Genomic DNA, 25,784 nt, shown 5'->3' on the forward strand with positions numbered 1-25,784 from the left:
CCGAATACCCACCATTCAGATACAGAACAAGATAGACATGCGGCATCCGTTTCACACCTATCCGGCTCCGGCCAAGCTCAACTTGTTGCTGCACGTGGTCGGCAAACGGCCCGACGGCTACCACTTGCTGGAGACGGTGTTCCGTTTCATCGATTTTGGCGACACGTTGCGCCTGGCAGTCCGCGACGACGGCGCGATCGAGCTCTTGACGCCGACCGACGGCGTGCCGCCGGAGCAGGATCTGACCGTGCGCGCGGCCCGGCTGCTGCAGGAGGAAAGCGGCTGCCGGCTTGGAGCGAGCATCGAGCTGGAAAAACGCACCCCGATGGGCGGTGGCCTGGGCGGCGGCAGTTCCGATGCCGCCACCGTGCTGATCGCGTTGAATCGCTTGTGGGGGCTGGATTGGCCGCGAGAGAGGCTGCAGGCGCTGGGCTTGAGGTTGGGCGCCGACGTGCCGGTTTTCATCTTCGGCCGCAATGCGTTGGCCACCGGAGTCGGAGAGGTGCTGGAGCCCCTTTCCTTGAAGCCTGCCTGGTATTTGGTAATTCACCCACAGGTTCATGTGCCGACTGCCGAGATATTCCGCAATTTTTCGCAAAGCATGTTGACAGAGGTAGGTCGCCTCGGCATAATGCGAATCCTCGAAACAACGCAGCAGCGCAGAAACGACCTGCAAAACGTTGTAGAGAAAAGATTTCCAGCGGTGAATGAAGTACTGAGCGAGTTAAGAAAATATGGTTCGCCGCTGATGACCGGTTCCGGCGCTTGCGTGTTTATGGAATTCGAGTCGAAAGACGAAGCCGATAAAGTTTACCGAGTGTTGTCGAAAAAATATCAGGGATTTGTAGCGGAAGGACTGAATGTCCACCCTCTGTTCGACAGCGCTGAATAAGGTTACTGGGGAGTCGCCAAGTGGTAAGGCACCGGATTTTGATTCCGGCATTCGTAGGTTCGATCCCTACCTCCCCAGCCAGGACTTTCTCCGAATAAGAGAGAGCATGAAAAAAGCGTGTAAGAGAGCCTTACACGCTTTTTCTTTATCCAGCTAAGGCAAAGCGAATCATGGCGGCATACGACAGTTTGATGGTATTTACCGGTACGGCTAATCCGGAACTTGCTCAGAACGTAGTCAAACATTTGGATATTTCGTTGGGGCGCGCCGATGTCGGCAAGTTCAGCGATGGCGAAGTGGCAGTGGAGCTGCTGGAAAATGTTCGCGGCCGCGACGTTTTCATTCTGCAATCCACCTGTGCGCCGACCAACGACAACCTGATGGAAATCCTGACCATGGCCGATGCGCTGAAACGCGCGTCCGCCGGCCGGATCACCGCGGCGATTCCCTATTTCGGCTACGCCCGGCAGGATCGCCGTCCGCGCTCCGCCCGCGTGCCGATTTCTGCCAAGCTGGTGGCCAATATGCTGACCAGCGCCGGCATCGACCGCGTGCTGACCGTCGATTTGCATGCCGACCAGATCCAAGGCTTCTTCGACATCCCGGTGGACAACGTTTATGCGACCCCGGTGTTGTTGAAGGACATCCGCGCCCAGCGCTTCGACGACCTGATCGTGGTCAGCCCGGACGTGGGCGGCGTGGTACGCGCCCGCGCGGTGGCCAAGGCGCTGAACACGGATCTGGCGATCATCGACAAGCGCCGCCCGAAGGCCAATGTGGCCGAAGTGATGAACATCATCGGCGATGTGTCGGGCCGCACCTGCCTGATCGTCGACGACATGATCGACACCGCCAACACGCTGTGCAAGGCGGCCAGCGCTCTGAAGGAGCGCGGCGCCGAACGCGTGCTGGCCTATGCGACCCACCCGATCTTCTCCGGTCAGGCGGTGGACCGCATCAAGAATTCCGACATCGATATGGTGGTGGTGACCGACACCATCCCGTTGACCGCCGCGGCCAAGGCCTGCCCGAACATCCGGGTGGCTTCGATCGCCGGCCTGCTGGCAGAAACGCTGCGCAGGATCAACAACGAAGAATCGGTGTCCTACCTCTTCAATGAGGAACTGGTTGCGACGGGCGCTTGCCTGCCGTAAACATCTGGCCTGCTGGTCGCGGCGGGCCGGGTGCTTTTAACTGAAACTGGAGCTTTACAATGTCTTTTGAACTGATTGCTAGCAAGCGTGTTGATCTGGGTACGGGTGCGAGCCGCCGCCTGCGTCACGCTGGCCAAGTGCCGGCCGTGGTTTACGGCGCCGGCAAGGAAGCCGTTTCCCTGGTGCTGGATCACAACACCATGTACTACGCGCTGAAGAACGAAGGCTTCCACGCTTCCGTGCTGGATCTGGTCATCGACGGCCAGAAAGAGCAAGTGAAAGTGGCTGCATTCCAGATGCACCCGTACAAACAGCAAGTGATGCACATCGACTTCGCTCGTGTGTGATTTCTGCTGCCGTCGCCGTTCGCGGTGACGGTGAAAAGCCCGTTGTGCGCCCAGGTGGCGGGCAGCGGGCTTTTTTCATTGGAATGAGCGATATGTCTGGCACCCGCCTGATTGTCGGCCTGGGCAACCCGGGCCCCGAATACGAAAAGACGCGCCATAACGCCGGTTTCTGGCTGGTGGACGAGTTGTGCTGGCAGTTCAAGGGCAACTGGCGCACGGAAGGCAAGTTCCACGGCGACGTCGCCAGGATCCAGATCGAAGGACAGGACGTCTGGCTGTTGAAGCCGATGACCTATATGAACCTGTCCGGCCAGGCCGTGCTGGCGCTGGCGCATTTCTACAAGATATTGCCGGACGAGATCCTGGTCGTGCATGACGAACTGGATCTCGCGCCCGGCGTGGCCCGCTTCAAGCAGGGCGGCGGCCATGGCGGCCACAATGGTCTGAAGGACATCGCGGCGCGGCTGGGCTCGCCGGCCTTCTGGCGTCTACGGCTTGGCATCGGCCATCCGGGGGACAAGAAGGAAGTGGCCAACTTCGTGCTGAAAAAGCCGCGCGCCGAGGAGCAGCAGGCGCTGGACGAGGCCATTCTGGCATCCTTGCGCGAGCTGCCGCGCGCGATCGCCGGCAAGATGGCCGAGGCGATGAAGGCGCTGCACACCGAAGCCAAATGATTGCTGGCTGGCGGTCCGACGGTCCGTCGCCATAATGGATTGAAATAGAATTTCTTTAGGAAGACAGCAATGAGTCTGAAATGCGGTATCGTCGGCTTGCCCAACGTCGGCAAGTCCACCCTGTTCAATGCGTTGACCAAGGCCGGCATCGAAGCCGCCAACTACCCGTTCTGCACCATCGAGCCCAATGTCGGCATCGTCGAAGTGCCGGATGCGCGCCTGGCCGAACTGGCCAAGATCATCAATCCGCAGAAAATCCAGCCGGCCATCGTCGAGTTCGTCGACATCGCCGGCCTGGTGGCGGGCGCCTCCAAGGGCGAAGGCCTGGGCAACCAGTTCCTGGCCAACATCCGCGAGACCGACGCCATCGTCAACGTGGTGCGCTGCTTCGAGGATGACAATATCGTTCACGTTGCAGGCAAGGTGGACCCGATCGCCGACATCGAAACCATCCTGACGGAGCTGGCGCTGGCCGACTTGTCCGCGGTGGAAAAAGCGATGCAGCGCGAAGGCAAAAAAGCCAAGTCCGGCGACAAGGACGCGCGCGCGCTGATCGCGGTGCTGGAAAAGCTGGTGCCGCACCTGGACCAGGGCAAGCCGGCGCGTTCGCTGGGCCTGTCCGACGAGGAAAAGGCGCTGATCAAGCCGCTGTGCCTGCTGACCATCAAGCCGGCGATGTATGTCGCCAACGTGGCCGAAGACGGCTTCAGCGGCAATCCGCTGCTGGAGCGGGTGCAGGCGCTGGCCGACAGCGAAGGCGCGCCGGTGGTGGCGCTGTGCGCGGCCATCGAATCCGAAATCGCCGAGCTGGATGACGCCGACAAGGCCGAGTTCCTGGAAACGCTAGGCCTGGAAGAGCCTGGCCTGGATCGCCTGATCCGCGCCGGCTACAAGCTTTTGGGCTTGCAAACCTACTTCACCGCGGGCGTCAAGGAAGTGCGCGCGTGGACCATCCATATCGGCGACACCGCGCCGCAGGCTGCCGGCGTGATCCATACCGATTTCGAGCGCGGCTTCATTCGCGCCCAAACCATCTCCTACACTGATTTCATTGGCTACGGCGGCGAGGCCAAGGCCAAGGAAGCCGGCAAGATGCGAGCCGAAGGCAAGGAATACGTGGTGCAGGACGGCGACGTGATGAACTTCCTGTTCAACGTCTGATCAGCGCGCTCAATCGAACGACTCATCTTCGTATGAAGGAATGCGGCCGGAGGATGGCGCATGCCATTCTCCGTCTGGATAGGGGAATGTATTTTGGAACGGCAGTCTGAATCCGATGAACTGAGTTTATTTGACATCGTTTTGGTGGTTAAAGAGCAGTGGCGCTTGTTGCTGATGGTGCCGACGTTGTTTGTCGTTCTGGCGGCAGCGGCAAGCTTGTCGCTGCCGAATCAGTATACGGCCAAGACGATGCTGAATATCCCCGCCCCGGTTGGCGCGGTGGGAGGCATGAGCATCGTGCAGAGTCCCAGTTTGTTGGAGCCGGTGGTCGAGAAGTACAAGCTGCAGCAGTATTATGGCGTGGAGGATAAGCGAGGCGCCCTGCTGGCTTTTTCCAGCTCGCTGAAAACGGTTGTCGGAAAAGATGGCTTGCTCGAGATCTCGGTGACCGACCGTGATCCCGAGCGAGCGGCAGTTTTGGGCAATGCTTTGGCGGAAATGACCAGGAAATATATTCTGGATTCCAATTTAACCGAACAAAGCAAACGCTACGTCGTTTTGCAGAAAAAGTTGAATGATGAGCTCGAGCAGGCGGACCGGTTTTCGAGAAAGGTCGCGCAGCTGGTGCCGGATCAGGAAGTCTTGCTGGGCGGCGCTGGGATTCAGGTCATAAACGGTTTTGCAACGCTGGAAGCGCAACTTGCGTTGCAGATGTCGCTGCAAAGCGTGCAGTCTGCAGGCGGCTCGACTGTGGTTTCCAATTTGCAGTCCGCGATCATGCAGCTGCGCGCCAGCCTTGAATCGACGGATCCCAAGGCGCGTCAAATGTCCAACGAGCAGTTGGTGGCCTTGAGGAACTTGTATTTTCATCGGGCATTGGCGGCCGAGCTTCAACGGCAGGTGTTCCTGGCGAAGTCTTTGGCGGAACAGGATATCCAGGTTGTTTTGAAAGCCAGCGCGCCATTGGAGAAGTCGGCGCCCAAGCGCAGCTTGTTTGTTGCGTTGGCAGGCGCAGTTGGTTTGATGCTGTCGATTCTCATCATTGTATGCAGGAAGTACTGGAAAGGCTTGCAGGGGCGGTTGGCTGGCAAGTCGGCGTGACGGCATCGTTGATGTTGAAATGGCGCAAAGCTCTGTCGGTGTATTCCGACAGGGCTTTGCGCTTTATGGGAGATGCGCAGCGCGCAATCGGTCTGGTACGCATCAACATTTACTGATATTCTTCATGCTAACTTTGTTTTTGATTTATATTTCTAAAGGTTATATTGATATGAAGAAATGGATGACGGCTTTGTTGCTGGCGACTCTGGGCAGTCATGCCTTCGCGGCGGACCTGCTGGATGCGGTCAAGCAGCGGGGCACACTGAAGATCGCGCTGGAAGGCACTTACCCGCCGTTCAACTTCAAAGACGCCAAGCAGCAGCTGACCGGTTTCGACGTTGAGATCGCCACCGAGATCGCGCGCCGGATGAAGGTGAAGCCGGAATTCGCCACCGCCGAGTGGAGCGGCCTGCTGGCCGGCTTGCAAAGCGGCAAGTTCGACATCGTCGTCAACCAGGTGGGCGTGACCGCGCAGCGCCAGGCGGTGTTCGATTTCAGCCAGCCTTACACTTACTCCAGCGCCCAGCTGATCGTGCGCAAGAACGAAAGCCGCGTCTTCAAGAACTTGGCCGACCTGAACGGCAAGAAGCTCGGCGTCGGCCAGGGCAGCAACTACGCCGACATGGCCAAGGCCGCGGCCGGGGTGCAGGTGAAGACCTATCCCGGCGCGCCGGAATACCTGCAGGATCTGGCCACCGGCCGCCTGGACGCGGCGCTGAACGACAGCTTGCTGATCCCGTTCGCGATCAAGCAGGCCAAGCTGCCGCTGAAGGCCGGCGCGCCGGTGGGCGACGTGGCGACGATGGCGATCCCGTTCGCCAAGGGCAATCCGCAATTCAAGTCCGAGATCGACAAGGCCTTGAGCGGCATGAAGACCGATGGCACCTTCCGGAAGATTTCCGTGAAGTGGTTCGGCATCGACGTGTCCAAGGCGCCCGCGGCGGCGAAGAAATAAGCCGGTTTGTGATAGCATGAGCCGCACGCCCCTGCTTTAGCGGGGGCGTCGGCTTTTCAGGGAAGGGAAGAGATGGGCGATTGGATGGCTCTGTTCGAGGCGGCGCTGCCCGTGCTGCTGCAGGGCGCGGCGCATACGCTGCTGTTCGCGCTGGTGGCGATGGTGCTGGGCCTGGCGCTCGGTTTCGCGGTGGCGATGGTGCGGGTGGCGAAGCTGCCGGTCTTGTCGCAGCTGGCGGCGTTCTATGTCAGCGCGATGCGCGGCACGCCGCTCCTGGTGCAGATTTTCGTCATCTACTACGGTTTGCCGGGCGTGGGCCTGGAGCTGGATCCGGTGCCTGCCGGCGTGCTGGCCCTGACGTTGAATGTGGCGGCCTATCTGTCGGAGAGTTTGCGCGGCGGCATTGCCGGCGTGGCCAAGGGGCAGTGGGACGCGGCTTTCTCGCTGGGTTTCACCTGGTGGCAGACGATGCGACACATCATCGCGCCGCAGGCGCTGCGCTTGTCGGTGCCCAGCTTGTCCAACAGTCTGATCTCGCTGATCAAGGACACTTCGTTGGTATCGGTGATCACCGTCACCGAGCTGATGCTGGCGACGAAAGAAGTGATCGCCCAGACCTTCCAGCCGCTGCCGCTGTATCTGGCCGCTGCCGCCATCTATTGGGCGCTGAGCGCGCTGTTCGAGCGCTTGCAGCGCCATGTGGAGAACCGGCTCAATCTGGCGCATCAGCGCTGAGCCGTTGTTGGTTTCCGCCATATGAAAAAGCCCCGCATCGCGGGGCTTTTCGTTTACGCAGGCTCCGGCATGCCGTACATGCCGTCTATCAATATGCGGCAGCGCTCGGTGATCACCTTGCGGCGCAGCTTCAAGGTCGGCGCCAGCTCGCCGGCGTCCACGCACCACGGCTTGTCCAGCAGCGAGAACTTCTTGATGTGCTCCCAACTGCCGAAGTAGCGGTTGAAGCGTTTGACCTCGCGGTCGATCAGCTCCACTACCTTGGGATGGCGGCTCATCTCGCAGTCGGTGGTGTAGGAGATGCCGTGCTCGGCGCACCATTCCTTCAGCTTCTCGAACAGCGGCACGATCAGCGCGGCCGCGTACTTCTGGCCGTCGCCCACCACCATGATCTGGTCGATGAAGGCCGATTCCTTCAGCTTGTTCTCCAGCGCCTGCGGCGCGATGTACTTGCCGTTGCTGGTCTTGAACATTTCCTTCTTGCGGTCGGTGATGCGCAGGTAGCCGTTCTCCAGCACGCCGATATCGCCGGTGTGCAGCCAGCCGTCGCGCAGCGCGTCCGAGGTCTGTTCCGGCTCCTTGTAGTAGCCGGACATCACGTTGTCGCCGCGCACCAGGATCTCGCCGTCGTCGGCCAAGCGCACTTCGACGCCGGGCAAGGGCAGGCCGACGCTGCCGATGCGCACGCCGCGGGCGGTGAACGGATTGGCGGAGATCACCGGCGAGCTCTCGGTCATGCCGTAGCCCTCGGCCACGGCGATGCCGGCGGCCCAGAACATCCGCGCCAGCCGCGGCTGCAGCGCGGCGGAGCCGACGTTGATGGAGATCAGCTCGCCGCCCATCGCCGCGCGCCATTTGCTGTACACCAGCTTGTCGGCCAGCGCGTGCTGGATCGCGTCCAGCGGCGAGCGGCGGCGGTTGGGGTCGAAGCGCTCGGCGCGGGCTAGCGCCCATTGATAGATGCGGCGCTTGGCGCCGGTCAGGTCGCGCGCCTTGCCCACCAGCTTCTCGTGAACCTTCTCCAGCACGCGCGGCACGGCGCTGAAGGTGTGCGGCTTGACGTCGGCCAGCGCCGACGACAGGCATTCCACGCTGGCGAAATAGATGCCGGTGCCGCTGTACAGGTAATAGAACACGCCGGCGCGCTCGAAGATGTGCGACAGCGGCAGGAAGCTCAGCGCGCGGCAGCGGCCCTGCGGCAGGCCGGTGAAGGCGGCGGTGGCCACCACGGTGCTCAGCACGTTGCGGTGGCTCAGCATCACGCCTTTGGAGCGGCCGGTGGTGCCGGAGGTGTAAATGATGGTGTAGACGTCGTCGGCGCGCGCGGCGTCGCGCAGCGCGTCCAGCTCGGCCATCCGCTCCAGGCGCGCGCGCTCGGCGATCTCGCGCCAGGAAGGCGCGCCGTCGATGTCGGCCAGGCCGTAGATCGGGCAGGACAGCCTGCCCAATGCCTCGTGCAGTTTTCGTTGCAATGCAGCACTGCCGGCGAAAGCCAGCTTGACCTCGGCATGCGCCAGGATATAGCGTGCATCATCAAGGGTGATGGTGGGGTACAGCGGCACGCTGACCGCGCCGATTTGTTGCAGCGCGATATCGACCAGCACCCATTCGATGCTGTTGTCGGCGGCGATGGCCACCTTGTCGCCGCGCTGGATGTCCATTTCCATCAGGCCCAGGCTGACGCGGTTGACGGTGTCCTGGACCTCGGCCGTCGACAGTTGCCGCCAAGCCTTGCCGGACTTCGCCGCCAGGCAGTCCGGGCGGGGATGGTTGGCGAGTTGGTGGGACAGGATGTCAAAAACGCGTTCTAGCTTCATGCAAACGATGGTTTTAATGCGAAACGCAGCAAAATAGCCCTATTGGCCGCCGCTGTAAAGTAAAAAACGGCGCTAGCTTGGCGAAAATCAGGACAATTTGCCGATATTTGCTCGCAATTGGCCTGAAATTTTGGCATCGTGATGAAATGAGCATGGCAAATGCATGATTTGCAAGGAGTTAGGGTTTGATTGTCGGGCAATTTGGCCCAAGCTCATGATTTAGAGGGATTTTTGTGAAATTCGCTACCCGTGCCATCCATGTCGGCTACGACAACGCCGAGCACAATCGCTCGGTGATGCCGCCGCTGTACCAGACCTCGGCCTTCGCCTTCGACCATGTCGGCGAAGATTTGCGCTACGCCTACGCCCGCACCGGCAATCCGACCCGCAGCGCGCTGCAGGACTGCCTGGCCAGCCTGGAGGACGCCAAGCACGGCCTGGCCTTCTCCAGCGGCATGGCGGCGATAGACGCGGTGCTGCGCGCCTGCCTGAAGCCCGGAGACGAGGTGATCGCGGTGGCCGACCTGTATGGCGGCGCTTACCGGCTGCTGACCCGGGTGATGGAGCCGGCCGGCATCAAGGTGAGTTTTGTCGACCTTTCCGATCCGGCGAGGCTGGAGATGGCGATCACGCCGGACACGCGGCTGCTGTGGCTGGAGTCGCCGACCAACCCCTTGCTGGGCATGGTCGACATCGCCGAGCTGTCCGCCATCGCGCGCCGCCATGGAGTGAAGGTGGCGGTGGACAGCACCTTCGCCACGCCTTATCTGCAGCGGCCGCTGGCGCTGGGCGCGGACATCGTCGTGCATTCCGCCACCAAATACCTGGGCGGCCACTCCGACGTGTTGCTGGGCCTGGTGGCGGTGAGCGACGACAAGCTGCACCACGACATCCGCTTCCTGCAGAATGCCGCCGGCGCGGTGCCGGGGCCGCAGGACTGCTTCCTGACGCTGCGCGGCATCAAGACGCTGGCGCTGCGGATGGAGCGCCATTGCGACAGCGCCGAGAAGGTGGCGGCCTGGCTGCTGGAGCAGCCGGCGGTGGCCAAGGTGTTCTATCCCGGCCTGCCAGAGCATCCGGGGCATGAGTTGGCGAAGCGGCAGATGAAGCGTTTCGGCGGCATCATCAGCATCCGCCTGAAGGACAACAGCCGCGAGGCGGCCAGCCGGGTCGCGCAGAAGCTGAAGCTGTTCGCGCTGGCGGAGTCGCTGGGCGGCGTGGAGTCGCTGGTCAACCACAGCTACACGATGTCCCACGGCGGCATGCCGGCCGAGCAGAAGGCGGCGCTGGGCATCGTGGAGGGGGGCCTGCGGCTGTCGATAGGCATCGAGGACCTGGACGACATCCTGGAGGATTTGGCGCAGGCGCTGCGCGATTGATCGAACCGGGCGCGGGGCCCGGCTAGCTGGCAAGACCCTAGAACAAGGAGAATACGGATGTCTGCAGCGAAATGGCAGCAGTTGCAACTGAAGTTACCGGTGATACAGGCGCCGATGGCCGGCGGCGCGACCACGCCCCAGCTGGCGGCGGCGGTGGGCGAGGCCGGGGGCCTGGGTTTCCTGGCCGGCGCGCTGCTGTCCCCGGCGCAGATCAGGGAGGAGGCCGGCAAGATCCGCGCCTTGAGCGACAAGCCGTTCGGGATCAACCTGTTCGTCCTGGGACGGCCGCAGCCGAACCCGGATGAGCTGGCGCTGGCGCTGGATCTGCTCAAGCCCTGGCACGCGGAACTAGGCCTGGATGCGCCCGCCGCGCCGGACAGCTTCTGCCAGCCTTTCGACGAACAGCTGGAAGCGGTGCTGGAGCTGAAACCAGCAGTGGCCAGCTTCGCCTTCGGCATCCTCGACGCGGAGCAGATGCGCGCGCTGGGCGACGCCGGCATCCTGGTGGTCGGCACCGCCACCAATCTGGCCGAAGGACTGGCCTGGGCCGCGCTGGGCGCGGACGCGGTGTGCGCGCAGGGGCGGGAGGCCGGGGGCCACCGCGGTACCTTCATCGGCGAGCAGGGGCAGTCGCTGCGGCCGATGCTGTCGCTGACCTATGAGTTGGCGCAGAACCTGCCGCTGCCGGTGATCGCCGCCGGCGGCATCATGCACGGCCGCGACATCGCGGCGGCGATGCGGCACGGCGCCGTCGCCTGCCAGCTGGGCACCGCCTTCCTGCGATGCCCGGAGTCCGGCATCTCGCCGCTGTGGAAACAGGCGCTGGCGACGGCGAAGCCGGGATCCACCCGGCTGACCCGGGCGTTTTCCGGCCGCTACGCGCGCGGCCTGGACAACCGCTATATGGAAGAGATGGCGCAGTGGCAGGACAAGTTGCCCGCCTATCCGGTGACGAACGCGCTCACCGGCGCGATGCGCGCGGCCGCCGCCAAGGCCGGCCGCAGCGAGCTGATGTCGCTGTGGGCCGGCGAAGGCGTCGCCGACGCGCGCGAACTGCCGGCCGGCGAGCTGATCGCCCAGCTGCAGGCGGAATGGCAGGCCGCCTACCGCTAGTCTTCGCTTCGGTAGATGGCGACGGTGCGCAAGCCCGCGCCGTCTATCGCCGCCCGGTACATCCCCTCGCAATTGAACGGCAGCGCCACCCGGCCGTAGCGGTCGACGGCGACCACGCCGCCGGTGCCGCCCATGGTCAGCAGCTGGCCGTAGACCACGGCGTCGCAGGCCTGGGACAGGGTTTCGTCCAGATGGCGGACCCGGGCCGAGATTTCATATCCGGCGGCGGCGCGGACGAAGTATTCGCCGTGACCGGTGGCCGACACCGCGCAATAGGCGTCGGCCCAGGTGCCGGCGCCGATCACCGGGGTGTCGCCGATGCGGCCCGGCCATTTGGCGGTGCGCCCGCCGGTGGAGGTGGCCGCCGCCAGCCGGCCTTGCGCGTCCAGCGCCACCGCGCCGACGGTGCCGTGCTTGCGGTCCTCGGAGATGTCCTCGTCCGAGCCGCCGTTGGCCAGCCTTTCCTTTTCCGCCAGCAGGGCCTGCCAGCGTTTGTCGGTGTGGAAGTATTCCGGCGGCCGCATCTCCAATCCTTCCCGGCGGGCGAAATCTTCCGCCGCCGCATACCCCAGCGTCACGTGGGGCGTGCGCTCCATCACCGCCCGCGCCAGCAGCACCGGGTTCTGCACAGCGGCGAGGCCGGCGACGCTGCCGGCGTCCTGGCGGCTGCCATCCATCACGCCGGCCTCCATTTCCTGCTTGCCGTCCAGATTGAACACCGAGCCGCGGCCGGCGTTGAACAGCGGATCGTCTTCCAGCGCGCAGACTGCCGCGCACACCGCGTCCAGCGCCGAGCCGCCGCCGCGCAGCACCGCGTGGCCGGCCTCCAGCGCCTGTTCCAGGCCGGCGCGGTAGGCGCGCTCCAGTTCGGCGTCCATGTCGCTGCGGCGCAGGGTGCCGGCGCCGCCGTGCAAGGCGAGGGCGATGGTCATGTGTCGATATCCAGGGGGGCGAGTGGACTGTTAGCATGAGGCTTTTGATGGGAGTTCGCCAGAGATGCGCAACGACGACGGTGTGGCGACCAGCGCGCTGGTTTTGTTGATAGGCAAGGATGGTTACTGGTGGCAGCGGCGCGCGTGGGATGACGACAGCCATCCGGGTTGCTTGGACTTCGCAGCCGGGGGCGGCATTGAGGCCGACGAAACGCCGCTGGCGGCGGCCGCGCGCGAATTGGCGGAGGAGTTGGGCGTGGCCGGCTTGCCGCTGCGCCCATTGGGCGAGATGCGGCTGGACGGCGAGCGCTGCGCGCTGTACGACGCGCCGCTGCCCGAATCCTGGCGGCTGGGGCCGGAGGTGGCGGAGCTGCTGGCTATGCCGTTGCAGGCCTTGCGGGAACAGGCCTTGCATCCACAGCTGGCTGACTGGCTTGGCAAGGCGGGCGGGCCGGGCGCATAATTGTCGAGTAAATTACTCAACAATTGGAGTGAAGATGGACGCCGCGCTGGAAGCCGAGATTCAACAGAAATACACCGTTGAAACCATCACCGACATGAAGCGCTGGACCGGCAAGCTGATCAGTTTCCGGCTGACGCGGCCGGACGGCTTCCGCTTCGCGGCCGGCCAGTTCGCCCGGCTGGGCCTGCCGCTGGAGAGCGGCGGCCAGGTGTGGCGCGCGTATTCGATGTGCTCGGCCGAGTACGACGAGTTCCTGGAGTTCTATTCCATCGTGATGCCGGAAGGCTTGTTCAGCTCCCGGCTGGCCAGGCTGCAGCCGGGCGCCGAGGTGATGCTGGACAAGCGGGCGATGGGCTTTTTCCAGGCCGAACGGCTGCCGGCCGGCAGGGACTTGTGGCTGATCGCCACCGGCACCGGCATCGCGCCCTACCTGTCCATTCTGAAGCAGCCTGGGGAGTGGCAGCGTTTCGAGCGCATCGTGCTGGCGCATTGCGTGCGCGAGGCGGCGGAGTTGTCGTTCCAGGACGAGATCGCCGCGCTGCGCGGCCATCCGCTGTGGCATGAGCATGGCCACAAGCTGCAGTACCTGCCGGTGGTCACGCGTAATGCGCCGGCCGGCATGCTGAGCCAGCGCGTGCCGGCCCTGCTGGAAAGCGGCGAGCTGGCGGCGCGCGCCGGCATCGAGATGTCGCCGGAGCACAGCCGTTTCATGTTGTGCGGCAACCCGAAGATGGTGGAAGACACCCACCGCCAGTTGATGAAGATGGGCTACCGGATGACCCGGCAGAACGCGCCGGGCCATATCGTGCTGGAAAACGGCTGGTAAGCGCTTGGCCCCGCCGAGCAAACTCCTGCTGCGTCGGCGCGCCCTGCCTCAGGCGCTTTTCCGGAATGCTTAACGGTTGGGGGCGGCAAGCAGGCTGCCGAACACGAGGAAGCTGGCGCCGCTGGCCTTGTTGATCAGATGGCCGCCGCGCTCGTTGTCCAGCCAGCGCCGCAGCGAGTGCGCCAGCAAGGCGTAAGCGCTGTGGATCAGCACCAGCAGCGCGCTATAGCTGCTGACCAGCAGCAGGAAGTCGCTGGTGTAATGGGCGCTGCCAGCGGCGATGAACTGCGGGAAGATGGCCAGGAAGAAAAAGATGGACTTGGGGTTGCTCAGCTGCAGCAGCATGCCGCCGGCGAATTGCCGCCAGGGCCCGGTCCGTTTGGCTTCCGGCGCGTCGAAACGGAAGGCCGGCGCGCGCAGCAACTTGATGCCCAGGTAGAACAGGTAGCCGGCGCCCAGCCACTTCAGCGCGGTGAACGCCAGCGCGGAAGTGGCCAGCAACAAGCCCAGGCCGGTGGCGGACAGCGCGGCGACGATGAAGCTGCCGCCGGCGACGCCGAGTATGCCGGGCAGGCTGCCCTTGAGGCCGAAACGCAGCGCGTTGCCCAGCGAGTTGAGCACGCCGGGGCCGGGCGTCAGGATGGCGAGGCTGGCCATCAGCAGGAACAATGGATAGTGGTGCATCGGGTTTCTCCCAAGTGCCGCAAATAGAAATCCTGATGCTGCGTTGCGCCGACTGGCCGTACTGTCTGCGTCGGCGCGCCCTGCCTCAGGCATGAAACAGCATGTTGTTAGCGGCACTAAGCCGCGGCCAGCGCGCTTTCTTCGCGCAACAGCGACAGATTGATCAGATCCTGGTAGCGTCCCAGCCAGAAGCCGGCCTGGCGGGCTCGGCCTTCCGTCTTGAAGTCCAGCCGTTCCAGCAGCGTCAGCGAAGCCTGGTTGTCCGGATGGACCTGGGCCTCGATCCGGTTCAGCTCCATATGTTCGAAGCCCCAGGCCAGCGCGGCGCGCAGCGCCTCGCTCATCAGGCCTTGTCCCTGCCGGCCGCGCGCCAGTTCGTAGCCCAGCGTGCAGCAGCGCCAGCCCGGGTTCCATTTGAACAGGCCGATGCTGCCGATCAGGGGGCCGCCTTCGCGCGGAGCCAGTCCCCAGCGGATGCCGGGCGCGGGCAGGCTTCGCCAGCCGGCGAACTTCTCCACCATTTGCCGGGCCTGTTCCAACGTGGCGAGCGGATCGGTGCCGAACCAGCGCATCGCGTCGGCGTCGCCGTGGATGTCCAGCAGCGCCGGCGCGTCGTCCAGCGTGATTTCGCGCAGCGCCAGCCGCGGGGTATGCAGGGTCGGGAAGTCCATTCATTCTCCTGGTCAGGACAAATAGATATACCCTAAACGCCGCGGCCCTTCAAACCTGGACGCGAGTCTGTTCGCGTCCGGATGATGCCGGTATGATGAATGCCTTCGTCACCGGTAACGGAGCCCCGCGCATGCCCACCCTGTCCACCCTGCTGTTGTTCTCCCTCGCCTGTCTCGCGCTGGCCGCCACGCCCGGCCCCGACATGCTGCTGATCGCCAGCCGCAGCGCCGGGCAGGGCCTGCGCGCCGGCTTCGCCACCTTGTTCGGCATCCAGCTTGGCACCTATTGCCACGCCCTGCTGGCGGCGCTGGGACTGGCCCAGTTGTTCGTGCTGGTGCCGGTGGCCTACGACGCGGTGCGGATCGCCGGCGCCGCCTATCTGCTGTATCTGGCCTGGACCACCTTGCGCAGCAAGAGCGTGCTGCGCGCGGCCGAGCCCGGCGCCGACGGCAAGCCCTTGGTGCGCATCGCGCTGCAGGGGCTGACCACCAATCTGCTCAATCCCAAGATGGCGCTGTTCGTGCTGGCGCTGTTCCCGCAGTTCGTCGAGCCGCAGGCCGGTCCGGTGGCGCTGCAGATCATGCTGCTGGCCACGGTGCTGAACGTGGTGGGCTTCGGTGTCAACGCGCTGGTGATCGTCGCTAGTGGCCGCATGGGCCGAGCGTTGGCGGGCGGCAAGGGCCGACGCTGGCCGCAATATCTGCTGGCGACGGTATTCGGCGGCCTGGCTTTGCGCTTGCTGGCAGCGGGGCAGAAGTGAACGGGGCCGGCCCGGGCGACGGCGCTTAATCCCTCCCCGGTTTTGCTCTACCATGGCTTATGACCGCCGTCCGCAACGGGCGGCGGCGGGCCGATGGACATCGGCCCGGATGCCGCCGGATGCCAGTGTATGAAGCCTGCCGATGAAGACGAAGACATCGCCTCCCGCCTGATGTCGCTGCAACGGGATTGTCCGCTGCTGATTTCCCTGTTCGACGAGCGCGATTGCCTGCGCTACGCCAACCCGGCTTTTTGCGCGGCGCTGGGGGTGGCGCCGGATGAGCGCATCAGCTGGGAGCGGCTGATGCGGCGCAATTATCAAAACCGCCAGGGCACGCAGATCCAGACCCGGGATTTCGAATCCTGGCTCGCCTCGGCGAAATCGCGCCGGGCCAAGCTGCCGTTCCGCGCGTTCGAAACCGATCTGGCCGACGGCCGCTGGATCTGGATGACCGAGACCACGCAGACGGGCGGCTGGATGCTGTGCGTCGGCAGCGAGATCACCGAGCTGCGCGTCGGCGAGCGCGAGCTCAGGCAGGCGCGCGACCTGGCGCAGCGCGCGGCGCTGACCGACCCCTTGACTGGCATCGGCAATCGCGGCCACATTCTGCAGCAGATGGACGGCCTGGTGGAGCAATACCATGGCGGCGCCTGCCAGGCCGCCGCGGTGGCCATCCTGGATCTGGACAATTTCAAGCTGATCAACGACTTGAAGGGCCATCTGGCCGGCGACGCGGTGCTGCGCGATTTCGCGCATAGGTTGCAGCCCTTGCTGAAGCCCCATGACAGTCTGGGGCGGCTGGGCGGGGAGGAGTTTCTGCTGCTGTTGCCCGGCAGCGGCCTGGAGCAGGCGGAAGCGTTGATCCGCACCATACTGTCCGATGTGCAGTCGTCGCGGCCGCTGGCGGATGACCCGGCCTTCTCCTACACCTGTTCGATCGGAATGTCGCTGCTTCGCGCCGGCGACGATCTGTCGGCGCCGCTGGGCCGGGCGGACGAAGCCTTGTATCAAGCCAAGGCCGGCGGGCGCAATACCTGGCGCGTGCGGCTTTAAGTTGGGAGCGGCATGAAAAAAGGCGGGATCGCTCCCGCCTTCTTTGTTTCCGGCTACTGTCTTATTGCTTGACGCAGTCCACGCAGTAAACCTTGCGGTCCTGCACCTCCACCGCCACCAGCCCGTGGACGTCGGTTTCGAAGCCCGGCAGCTCGCGGTTGAAGGCTTGGGCGAAGCGCAGGTAGTCGACGATGGTTTTGTTGAAGCGCTCGCCCGGTATCAGCAGCGGGATGCCCGGCGGGTACGGCGTCAGCAGCACCGCGGTGACGCGGCCTTCCAGCTGGTCCACCGGCACGCGCTCGATCTCGCGGTGCGCCATCTTGGCGAAGGCGTCGGCCGGGCGCATCGCCGGCTCCATGTCGGACAGGTAGATGTCGGTGGTCAGGCGCGCCACGTCGTGCTTGGTATACAGGCCGTGGATGCGCTGGCACAGGTCCTGCAGGCCGACGCGATCGTATTGCGGGTACTTGGCGACGAATTCCGGCATCACGCGCCACAGCGGCTGGTTCTTGTCGAAATCGTCCTTGAACTGCTGCAGCAGCGAGATCAGCGTGTTCCAGCGGCCCTTGGTGATGCCGATGGTGAACATGATGAAGAAGCTGTACAAGCCGGTTTTTTCCACCACCACGCCGTGTTCGGTCAGGTACTTGGTGACGATGGCGGCCGGGATGCCCATTTCCTCGAAGCTGCCGTCCACGTCCAGGCCCGGCGTCAGCACGGTGGCCTTGATCGGGTCCAGCATGTTGAAGCCGTCCTCGATGCCGGCGAAGCCGTGCCAGCGCTCGTCGGGGCGCAGCGTCCAGTCGGTCTGGTCGCAGATGCCGTCGTCGGACAGGTCGTCCGGGCCCCACACGCTGAACCACCAGTCGCGGCCGTATTCCTCGTCCACCTTGCGCATCGCGCGGCGGAATTCCATCGCCTCCACCAGCGACTCTTCAACCAGCGACTGGCCGCCCGGCTGCTCCATCATCGCGGCGGCCACGTCGCAGCTGGCGATGATCGAGTATTGCGGGCTGGTCGAGGTGTGCATCAGGTAAGCCTCGTTGAACCAGGCGGTGTCCAGCTGGCGGTTCTGCGGGTCCTGCACCAGGATTTGCGAAGCCTGGCTGATGCCGGCCAGCAGTTTGTGAGTGGACTGGGTGGAGAACACCAAGCTGTCCTCGCAGCGCGGACGGCCTTCGCCGATGGCGTGGAAGTCGCGGTAGAAATCATGGAAGCAGGCGTGCGGCAGCCAGGCTTCGTCGAAGTGCAGCGTGTCCACCTCGCCGTCCAGCAGGCCCTTGATCTCCTCGACGTTGTACAGGATGCCGTCGTAGGTGGACTGGGTCAGCGTCAGGATGCGCGGCTTGCGGTTGGGGTGCTGCTCCAGCATTTCGCGCGCGAACGGATTGGCCAGGATCTTCTTCTTGATGGTGTCCGGCTGGAATTCGGATTTCGGGATCGGACCGATGATGCCGTAGTGGTTGCGCGTCGGCATCAGGAACACCGGGATCGCGCCGGTCATGATGATGGCGTGCAGGTTCGACTTATGGCAGTTGCGGTCCACCAGCACGATGTCGCCGGCGGCGACGCAGCTGTGCCAGACGATCTTGTTCGACGTGGAGGTGCCGTTGGTGACGAAGAACAGGTGGTCGGCGTTGAAGATGCGGGCGGCGTTGCGCTCGGACGCCGCCACCGGGCCGGTGTGGTCCAGCAGCTGGCCCAGTTCGTCCACCGCGTTGCAGACGTCGGCGCGCAGCATGTTCTCGCCGAAGAACTGGTGGAACATCTGGCCCACCGGGCTCTTCAGGAAGGCCACGCCGCCGGAGTGGCCGGGGCAGTGCCAGGAGTAGGAGCCGTCGTAGGCGTAGTCCACCAGCGCGCGGAAGAACGGCGGCGCCAGATTGTCCAGATAGCTCTTGGCCTCGCGGATGATGTGGCGGGCGACGAATTCCGGCGTGTCCTCGTGCATGTGGATGAAGCCGTGCAGCTCGCGCAGGATATCGTTGGGGATGTGGCGCGCGGTGCGGGTTTCGCCGTACAGGTAGACCGGGATGTCCGGATTGCGGCGGCGGATCTCGGCGACGAAGCCGTACAGATTGCCCAGCGACTCTTGGGCCGAGTCCACGGTCTGGAATTCCTCGTCGTCTATCGACAGGATGAAGCCGGCGGCGCGGCTCTGCTGCTGGGCGAAGGAGGTGAGGTCGCCGTAGCTGGTGTAGCCGATCACGCTCATGCCTTCCGTCTCCATGGCGGCGGCCAGTTCGCGGATGCCGGAGCCGCTGGTGTTTTCCGAGCGGAAATCCTCGTCGATGATCACGATGGGGAAGTGAAAACGCATACCTGAGTCCTTGTTGCTGTTAACTCGGACATTGCAACGGAGCCGATGGCGTCACCGGACTTTGCCGCGGCAATGTCGCTAGGTGCGCGTGGGGCGCAGATCTGTACGCACGGGCAGAAGAACGGGTCTTCGCCGCCGCCCTGGAGGCTGGCCTTGAGGCGCGAAATAGTGGGCTGGGCCTTGCTGGGGGAGGGCGAGCCGCCGTGTCTGGACAACAGGCGGGGCGCCGCGCCGAGCGCGGAACAGCCGATCTAAAACAGGGTCGCTTTGCGCCGCGGTCCGTACCTGGCGACCATCGGTCGCTTCACGTCAGCCGGCCTGGAGAACATCCCAAGAAGCGCGCATTGTAGACCCTTTGCCTGTCATGTTGTTGTGCGTTGCGGTAGATGGCGTGAAAAAATCGCGCCTTGAACAATCACCCGGGGCAAGAGGAGGGGGGAGCCCCTGCCCACATGCCCTTCCGGGACGGTTAAGGGGCTGTTTTCATTGGCAGTCGGCAGGCGGGTCCCGGGTGTCGTCGGAGGGGGGCTGCGCCAAGCGCAACTGTTGTTTTTTTCTCCGTTTTTCCAGATACAGGCCGGCTGCCTTGGATACCACCGCCAGGCCGCCTGCGGCCAGCAGCGCGACCAGCGGCGCGGCGGCCAGCCAGGGGAAGTAGGCGATGGCCAGTGCCAGCAGGCACAGGGCGACGCCGATGCTGAGAAAGGCCGGCGCCTCGCTGCTTTCCACCATCCGGCTGCCGCGCACCGCGGAGCCCAGCGCGTCGCCGATGCGCATTGCCTGGCGCGCCGCGGCGCTGGCGCTGCTGAGCGCCATTTCCCTGGGCGTGCCGCGTATCCGCCTTTCCTGCTTGCTGACAGGACGCGGCACCGGTTTGCGCCGTTCCTGGCGCAGCACGATCTCGGTGGACTGCTCCAGATCCTGCAGGAAGCGGTCGGCCAGTTCTCCGGCCAGGCCGGCGTCCTCCAGCGCGATGTCCAGCTCGCGGTTGACCAGCCAGCTCGACAGATTGAGGTTGGTAGAGCCGATGCGGGCCCAGCGGCCGTCGGCTACCGCCGTCTTGGCGTGGATCATCGGCCCGTTCCATTCGAACACCCGCACCCCGGCTTCCAGTAGCGGGCGATACTGGGTGCGGGACACGGCGGCGATCCAGCGGATGTCGCTGGAGCGCGGCACCAGCAGGCGCACGTCGACGCCGTCCCGGGCCGCCTGCTTCAGCGCGGACAGGTAGAGGCTGGTGGCCATGAAATAGGCGTCGGTCAGCCACAAGGTGCGGCGGGCGAAACTGGCTACCAAGAGGTCCAGCCGCATCATCCGCGCGGTGGACGGCGTGGTGGCGATCAGCCGCGCGGCCGCCTCGCCGCAGGGCCGCGTATCGGCAGGAGCCAGCCAGCGCGCGTCCAAGGGCTCGCCGCAGCTGGCCCAGCTGTCGGCGAAGGCGGCCAGCGCCGGCGCCAGCAAGGGGCCGCGCAGCGCCAGGCCGGTGTCGCGCCACGGCGCGAGCCCCTTGTCGGGCTGGCCTTGCCAGCTCTGGCTGACGCACAGGCCGGCGACGAACAGCTCTCGCCGGTCGACGATGATCATCTTGCGGTGGTTGCGTCCCAGCAGGGCGAGTCCGGCGCTCAGGCTGGGCGGATGATAGGCGCGCACTTCGGCGCCCGCATCCAGCAGCGGTTTGAAGAAGCTGGACAAGTGAGCGCGCCAGCTGCCCAGCCAATCATAGAGCAGGCAAACTTGTATGCCTTGCTTTGCCCTTTCTATAAGGATGTCTCGCATTTTCAGCCCAAATTGGTCATTGGCGAAAATATACATTTCGATGAAGACGGAATTCTGGCTGGAAGAGATGGATTTTTCCCAGGCAGGGAAGTTCTCGGCGCTGTCGTAAAGCAGGCGCACCTGATTGCCGCCCACCAGCGGCGCGCCGGCGGAGCGGGAAAGCGCCTGTTCCGCCAGCTGGCGGACGAATTGCAGAGTCTGTTGCGACTGCTCTTCTCGGTTCATGATTTTTCTGAATTTTGTCTGACAGAATACAAAATATTGCTGAAATGGCTACTTTGTATCTGGTTTTCAATGAGAAAAATTGTCGTTTTTTTGAAAATTTTCGTCTCAAAAACTCAAAAAAAATGCAGTAATCGAGTAGTGGAATTACATATCAAAACAAGTCATTGCGCTTCAAATGATTGAAATCAAATGATTATTGCGCTGCGCCAAACTGTCTTGCGGCTGGCGCGATCTTGCCCGTAGAATCGAACGCATCACTACAAAGTATAAACGGGCAGAGAAATGGACAGACAGAGCCGCCTGCAAGGCACATTGTATAAACCCGAGTTCGAACAGGACAGCTGCGGCTTCGGCCTGATCGCACAGTTGGACGACAAGCCCAGCCACTGGCTGGTGGCCACCGCCATTTCCTCGCTGGCCAAGCTGACCCACCGCGGCGCGGTGGCGGCGGACGGCAAGTCGGGCGACGGTTGCGGCCTGTTGTTCAAGAAACCGGACGGGTTTCTGCGCGAGGTGGCCGGCGAAGCCGGCATCGCGCTGAAGTCAGTGTACGCCGCCGGACTGGTGTTCCACCACCCGGACCGCGCCATCGGCGAGCGCAGCCTGGCCCGCCTGCGCGAGCATCTGGAAACGCAGCAACTGGAGGTGGCCGGTTTCCGCGTGGTGCCGGTGGACCTGTCCGCTTGCGGCGACACCGCGCTGGCGTCCTTGCCGGCGATCTCCCAGGTGTTCGTGAACTGCCCGTTCGGCATGGACGAGCCGGCCTTCCAGCGCCGGCTGTACATGGGCCGCCGCCAGGCGGAAAAGGCCTGTCGCGACGACGATCCCTGTTTCTATCTGCCCACGCTGTCGCCGCACACCATCTCTTATAAAGGCCTGGTGACGCCGGACAATCTGCCGCGCTTCTTCCTGGACCTGGCCGATCCGCGCTTCGAGTCCAGCCTGGCGGTGTTCCACCAGCGCTTCTCCACCAATACCTGGCCGCAGTGGAAGCTGGCCCAGCCCTTCCGCTTCCTCGCCCACAACGGCGAGATCAACACGGTGCAGGGCAATCGCAACTGGGCGCGCGCGCGCGAGCGCATCATGGACTCGCCGCACCTCGACATGGACGCGGTGCGCCCCATCGTCCAGACCGACGGCTCTGACTCGATGAGCCTGGACAATATGCTGGAGGGCCTGCTGATGGGCGGCATCCCGCTGTTCCGCGCGCTGCGCCTGCTGGTGCCGCCGGCCTGGCAGAACGTGGACAGCACCGACAAGGACCTGCGCGCCTTCTACGAATTCAACTCCATGCACATGGAGCCGTGGGACGGTCCGGCCGGCATCGTGCTGACCGACGGCCGCTACGCCGCCTGCATGCTGGACCGCAACGGCCTGCGTCCCGCGCGCTGGGTGCTGACCCGCGACAACATCCTCACCATCGCTTCCGAAGTGGGCGTCTGGGACTACCGGGCCCAGGACGTGGTGAAGAAAGGCCGCGTCAAGCCGGGCCAGCTGTTCGGCGCAGATCTGCTGAACGGCGAATTGCTGATGCCGGAAGACATCGACGCGCAATTGAAGAGCGCCAAGCCGTACCGGCAGTGGATCAAGGACAGCGCCAAGTACCTGGAGCTGTCGATCGAGGACGACGCCGGCGTCGAGCCCTTGTCCAAGGATGAGCTGGCGCGGCTGCAGAAGTTGTTCAACCTCAGCCGCGAAGAGCGCGACCAGATCCTGCGCGTGCTGGCGGCCGACGGCCAGGAGGCGGTGGGCTCGATGGGCGACGACACGCCGATGGCGGTGCTCTCGCAGCGCGTGCGTTCGCCGTTCGACTATCTGCGCCAGCAGTTCGCCCAGGTGACCAATCCGCCTATCGATCCGATCCGAGAGGCGGTGGTGATGTCGCTGAATACGGTGTTCGGCCCGGAGCGCAATATGTTCGAGGAGAGCGCCGAGCACGCCAAGCGTCTGGAAGTGCGCAGCCCGGTGCTGAGCCACGAAAAGTTCACCCGTGTCACCACCCGGCCGGAGCCTTATCTGAAGGCCACCAATTTCGACCTGTGCTACGACCCGGCCGAGACCACGCTCAGCGAGGCGATTTCCTGTCTGGCCCGCCACGTGGTGGAGGCCGTGGAGGAGGGCACGGTGGTGGTGGTGCTGTCCGACCGCCACGCCACCGGCGAGCGGCTGCCGATTCACGCGCTGTTCGCCACCGGCGCGGTGCATCACGCGCTGATCGACGCCGGCCTGCGCTGCAAGACCAATATCGTGGTGGAGACCGCCGCCGTGCGCGACGCCCACCAGATGGCCTGCGTGATAGGCTACGGCGCCACCGCCGTCTATCCCTACCTGGCCTACCAGACCATTCTGGAGCTGGTGAGCAATGGCGATGTGAAGCTGAAAGCCAACGAGGCGCTGCAGCACTACCGCAAGGGCATCAACAAGGGCCTGCTGAAAGTGCTGTCCAAGATGGGCATCTCCACCATCGCCTCCTACCGCGGCGCGCAGCTGTTCGAGGCGGTGGGCATTCACGAGGAGGTGGTGGAGCGGTGTCTGAAAGGCACGGTGTCGCGCGTGTCCGGCGCCAATTTCGCCGATTTCGAGGCTGATCAGAAACAGCTGGCCAAGCTGGCGTTCAACCCAATGCGGGGCCTGAACCAGGGCGGCCTGCTGAAATACGTGCATGGCGAGGAGTATCACGCTTACAACCCGGACGTGGTGATGCTGCTGCAGAAAGCGGTGCAGAACGGCGATTACGGCGTCTACCTGCAATACGCCGAGACGGTGAACACCCGTCCGGTGGCGATGCTGCGCGACCTGATGCAACTGAAGCTGGCCGGCGAGCCGATTCCGCTGGACGAGGTGGAGCCGGTGGAGGCCATCGTCAAGCGCTTCGACTCGGCCGGCATGTCGCTGGGCGCGCTGAGCCCGGAGGCGCACGAGGCGCTGGCCATCGCGATGAACCGCCTGGGCGGGCGCTCCAATTCCGGCGAGGGCGGCGAGGACCCGGCGCGCTACGGCACCGAGAAGATGTCCAAGATCAAGCAGGTGGCGTCCGGCCGCTTCGGCGTCACCCCGCACTACCTGGTCAACGCCGAGGTGCTGCAGATCAAGGTGGCGCAGGGCGCCAAGCCGGGCGAAGGCGGCCAGCTGCCCGGCGACAAGGTGTCCGGGCTGATTGCGCGGCTGCGCCACGCCAAGGAGGGCGTCAGCCTGATCTCGCCGCCGCCGCACCACGACATCTATTCCATTGAAGACCTGGCGCAGCTGATCTTCGACCTGAAGCAGGTGAATCCATCGGCGCTGGTGTCGGTGAAGCTGGTGGCCGAGCCCGGCGTCGGCACCGTCGCCGCCGGCGTGGCCAAGGCTTACGCCGACTTGATCACCATCTCCGGTTACGACGGCGGCACCGGCGCCTCGCCGCTGACTTCGGTCAAGTACGCCGGCTCGCCGTGGGAGCTGGGCCTGTCCGAGGCGCAGCAGGTGCTGCGCGCCAACGGCCTGCGCGGCCGGGTGCGGGTGCAGACCGACGGCGGCCTGAAAACCGGCCTCGACGTGGTCAAGGCCGCCATTCTCGGCGCCGAGAGCTTCGGCTTCGGCACCGGGCCGATGGTGGCGCTGGGCTGCAAATACCTGCGCATCTGCCACCTGAACAACTGCGCCACCGGCGTGGCGACGCAGGAAATCAAGCTGCGCTCCAAGTACTTCACCGGCCTGCCGGAGATGGTGGTCAACTACTTCCTGTTCATCGCCCGCGAAACGCGGGAATGGATGGCCAAGCTTGGCGTGCGCAGCATGGAAGAGCTGATCGGGCGCATGGACCTGATGGATGTCTTGACGGGAGAGAGCGAGCGCCAGGGCCGTCTCGATCTGGCGCCGCTGCTGTCGCAAGGCACGGTGTCGGACAGCGAGCCGCGATTCTGCGTGTCGGACAGCAACCCGTCCTTCGACAAGGGCGAGCTGGCCGAGCAGATCCTGCGGGACGCGTTGCCGGCCATCCACAACAAACAGATGCTGGAGCTGAGCTATCCGATAGAAAACACCCACCGTTCCATCGGCGCGCGGCTGTCCGGCGAGATCGCCCGCGTCCACGGCGCGGCGGGGCTGCCGTTCGGCTGCCTGAAAGTCAAATTCAGCGGCAGCGCCGGACAGAGCTTCGGCGTGTGGAACGCGGCCGGTCTGCATCTGGAACTGGAAGGCGACGCCAACGACTATGTCGGCAAGGGCATGGCCGGCGGCCGCGTCACCATCTATCCGCCCAAGGATGCCGGCTACAAGGCGGGCGAATCCATCATCATCGGCAACACCTGTTTGTATGGCGCCACCGGCGGCCAGCTGTTCGCGGCCGGCATCGCCGGCGAGCGCTTCGGCGTGCGCAATTCCGGCGCCTTGGCGGTGATAGAGGGCGCGGGCGACCATTGCTGCGAATACATGACCGGCGGGGCCGTGATCGTGATGGGAGAAACCGGCTACAACTTCGGCGCGGGCATGACCGGGGGCTTCGCCTTCGTCTACGACCCAAACGAGAAGTTCGCCTACCGCTACAACAATGAGCTGATCGACATCCACCTGATCAACGGCGAGGCGATGGGCATGTACCGCGCCTACCTGCTGGAGAAGATCGCCAAGCATGTGGAGCTGACCGGTTCGGAAACCGGCCGCGCGATGCTGCAGAACTTCGACGACTACGTCGACTACTTCTGGCTGGTGAAGCCCAAGGCCGCCAAGCTGGAAAGCCTGCTCAAAGACTAAGCGCCGGCAGCCAT

Annotated in this window: 21 protein-coding genes and 1 tRNA gene; 16 read left to right on the forward strand and 6 right to left on the reverse strand. The window is 64.3% G+C overall.

Features of this window, described 5'->3' with window-relative positions; genetic code table 11:
* Window positions 1-37: 37 nt before the first annotated feature.
* The 9 genes from ispE to BKX93_RS17270 all read left to right on the forward strand — a co-directional run bounded on the left by ispE (window position 38) and on the right by BKX93_RS17270 (window position 7,019).
* Window positions 38-892 carry a 4-(cytidine 5'-diphospho)-2-C-methyl-D-erythritol kinase gene (gene ispE / locus BKX93_RS17230; RefSeq protein WP_046167933.1) on the forward strand — a complete coding sequence of 285 codons (855 nt, stop codon included), beginning with the start codon at window positions 38-40 and terminating at the stop codon, window positions 890-892.
* A gap of 6 nt (window positions 893-898) precedes the next feature.
* Window positions 899-973: transfer RNA gene (locus BKX93_RS17235), tRNA-Gln, on the forward strand.
* A gap of 89 nt (window positions 974-1,062) precedes the next feature.
* Entirely contained in the window at window positions 1,063-2,046 is a 984-nt protein-coding gene (locus tag BKX93_RS17240) for a ribose-phosphate pyrophosphokinase (protein WP_021478224.1), read from the forward strand.
* 59 nt (window positions 2,047-2,105) lie between these two features.
* A complete protein-coding gene (rplY, locus tag BKX93_RS17245; RefSeq protein WP_046156691.1) occupies window positions 2,106-2,393 on the forward strand; it encodes a 50S ribosomal protein L25 in 288 nt (95 codons plus the stop codon).
* Window positions 2,394-2,485: 92 nt separating this feature from the next.
* On the forward strand, window positions 2,486-3,067 hold the full coding sequence (pth, locus tag BKX93_RS17250; RefSeq protein ID WP_021478222.1) for an aminoacyl-tRNA hydrolase: 582 nt from the start codon (window positions 2,486-2,488) through the stop codon (window positions 3,065-3,067).
* Between the two features lie 69 nt (window positions 3,068-3,136).
* Window positions 3,137-4,228: a redox-regulated ATPase YchF gene (ychF, locus tag BKX93_RS17255; RefSeq protein WP_046167934.1), complete on the forward strand. Its 1,092-nt coding sequence runs from the start codon at window positions 3,137-3,139 to the stop codon at window positions 4,226-4,228.
* A 60-nt stretch (window positions 4,229-4,288) separates the two neighbouring features.
* Entirely contained in the window at window positions 4,289-5,329 is a 1,041-nt protein-coding gene (locus BKX93_RS17260) for a Wzz/FepE/Etk N-terminal domain-containing protein (protein ID WP_070980704.1), read from the forward strand.
* A gap of 181 nt (window positions 5,330-5,510) precedes the next feature.
* The gene (locus BKX93_RS17265; RefSeq protein ID WP_244887189.1) at window positions 5,511-6,284 is read left to right on the forward strand and encodes a transporter substrate-binding domain-containing protein; all 774 of its coding nucleotides are present in this window, start codon (window positions 5,511-5,513) and stop codon (window positions 6,282-6,284) included.
* A gap of 72 nt (window positions 6,285-6,356) precedes the next feature.
* A complete protein-coding gene (locus BKX93_RS17270; protein ID WP_046156687.1) occupies window positions 6,357-7,019 on the forward strand; it encodes an amino acid ABC transporter permease in 663 nt (220 codons plus the stop codon).
* A 53-nt stretch (window positions 7,020-7,072) separates the two neighbouring features.
* On the opposite strand, the gene BKX93_RS17275 is transcribed toward BKX93_RS17270, so the two are convergent.
* Window positions 7,073-8,836, reverse strand: a complete 1,764-nt coding sequence (locus BKX93_RS17275; RefSeq protein ID WP_070980706.1) for an AMP-dependent synthetase/ligase — start codon at window positions 8,834-8,836, stop codon at window positions 7,073-7,075.
* A 233-nt stretch (window positions 8,837-9,069) separates the two neighbouring features.
* Between BKX93_RS17275 and BKX93_RS17280 the strand changes: the two genes are divergently transcribed.
* Window positions 9,070-10,215 carry a trans-sulfuration enzyme family protein gene (locus tag BKX93_RS17280; protein WP_070980707.1) on the forward strand — a complete coding sequence of 382 codons (1,146 nt, stop codon included), beginning with the start codon at window positions 9,070-9,072 and terminating at the stop codon, window positions 10,213-10,215.
* 57 nt (window positions 10,216-10,272) lie between these two features.
* Window positions 10,273-11,328, forward strand: a complete 1,056-nt coding sequence (locus BKX93_RS17285; protein WP_070980709.1) for an NAD(P)H-dependent flavin oxidoreductase — start codon at window positions 10,273-10,275, stop codon at window positions 11,326-11,328.
* Here BKX93_RS17285 and BKX93_RS17290 read toward each other — a convergent pair.
* Window positions 11,325-12,260 carry an isoaspartyl peptidase/L-asparaginase family protein gene (locus tag BKX93_RS17290; RefSeq protein WP_070980711.1) on the reverse strand — a complete coding sequence of 312 codons (936 nt, stop codon included), beginning with the start codon at window positions 12,258-12,260 and terminating at the stop codon, window positions 11,325-11,327. The two genes, BKX93_RS17285 and BKX93_RS17290, sit on opposite strands and share 4 nt — an antisense overlap.
* A gap of 64 nt (window positions 12,261-12,324) precedes the next feature.
* On the opposite strand from BKX93_RS17290, the gene BKX93_RS17295 reads away from it, so the two are divergent.
* Together BKX93_RS17295 and BKX93_RS17300 are read left to right on the forward strand one after the other, a co-directional pair.
* A complete protein-coding gene (locus tag BKX93_RS17295; RefSeq protein ID WP_046156682.1) occupies window positions 12,325-12,723 on the forward strand; it encodes an NUDIX domain-containing protein in 399 nt (132 codons plus the stop codon).
* Window positions 12,724-12,757: 34 nt separating this feature from the next.
* Window positions 12,758-13,549 carry a ferredoxin--NADP reductase gene (locus BKX93_RS17300; protein WP_046156681.1) on the forward strand — a complete coding sequence of 264 codons (792 nt, stop codon included), beginning with the start codon at window positions 12,758-12,760 and terminating at the stop codon, window positions 13,547-13,549.
* 69 nt (window positions 13,550-13,618) lie between these two features.
* Here the strand turns inward: BKX93_RS17300 and BKX93_RS17305 are convergent, their stop codons facing one another.
* Window positions 13,619-14,233, reverse strand: a complete 615-nt coding sequence (locus BKX93_RS17305; RefSeq protein WP_070980713.1) for a LysE family translocator — start codon at window positions 14,231-14,233, stop codon at window positions 13,619-13,621.
* Window positions 14,234-14,349: 116 nt separating this feature from the next.
* The gene (locus BKX93_RS17310; RefSeq protein ID WP_070980714.1) at window positions 14,350-14,904 is read right to left on the reverse strand and encodes a GNAT family N-acetyltransferase; all 555 of its coding nucleotides are present in this window, start codon (window positions 14,902-14,904) and stop codon (window positions 14,350-14,352) included.
* Window positions 14,905-15,035: 131 nt separating this feature from the next.
* Here BKX93_RS17310 and BKX93_RS17315 point away from each other — a divergent pair, with 131 nt between their 5' ends.
* Entirely contained in the window at window positions 15,036-15,665 is a 630-nt protein-coding gene (locus BKX93_RS17315; protein WP_070980715.1) for a LysE family translocator, read from the forward strand.
* A gap of 129 nt (window positions 15,666-15,794) precedes the next feature.
* A complete protein-coding gene (locus BKX93_RS17320) occupies window positions 15,795-16,718 on the forward strand; it encodes a GGDEF domain-containing protein (protein WP_046156678.1) in 924 nt (307 codons plus the stop codon).
* 61 nt (window positions 16,719-16,779) lie between these two features.
* On the opposite strand, the gene BKX93_RS17325 is transcribed toward BKX93_RS17320, so the two are convergent.
* Together BKX93_RS17325 and BKX93_RS17335 are read right to left on the reverse strand one after the other, a co-directional pair.
* Window positions 16,780-19,038 (reverse strand): arginine/lysine/ornithine decarboxylase, encoded by a 2,259-nt coding sequence (locus BKX93_RS17325; protein WP_070980716.1) that lies wholly within the window; start codon window positions 19,036-19,038, stop codon window positions 16,780-16,782.
* Between the two features lie 483 nt (window positions 19,039-19,521).
* On the reverse strand, window positions 19,522-21,039 hold the full coding sequence (locus tag BKX93_RS17335) for a phospholipase D-like domain-containing protein (RefSeq protein ID WP_070980717.1): 1,518 nt from the start codon (window positions 21,037-21,039) through the stop codon (window positions 19,522-19,524).
* Window positions 21,040-21,321: 282 nt separating this feature from the next.
* On the opposite strand from BKX93_RS17335, the gene gltB reads away from it, so the two are divergent.
* On the forward strand, window positions 21,322-25,770 hold the full coding sequence (gene gltB / locus BKX93_RS17340; RefSeq protein ID WP_070980718.1) for a glutamate synthase large subunit: 4,449 nt from the start codon (window positions 21,322-21,324) through the stop codon (window positions 25,768-25,770).
* Window positions 25,771-25,784 lie beyond the last annotated feature (14 nt).

The sequence above is a fragment of the Chromobacterium vaccinii genome (genome assembly GCF_001855275.1).
GTDB lineage: Bacteria > Pseudomonadota > Gammaproteobacteria > Burkholderiales > Chromobacteriaceae > Chromobacterium > Chromobacterium vaccinii.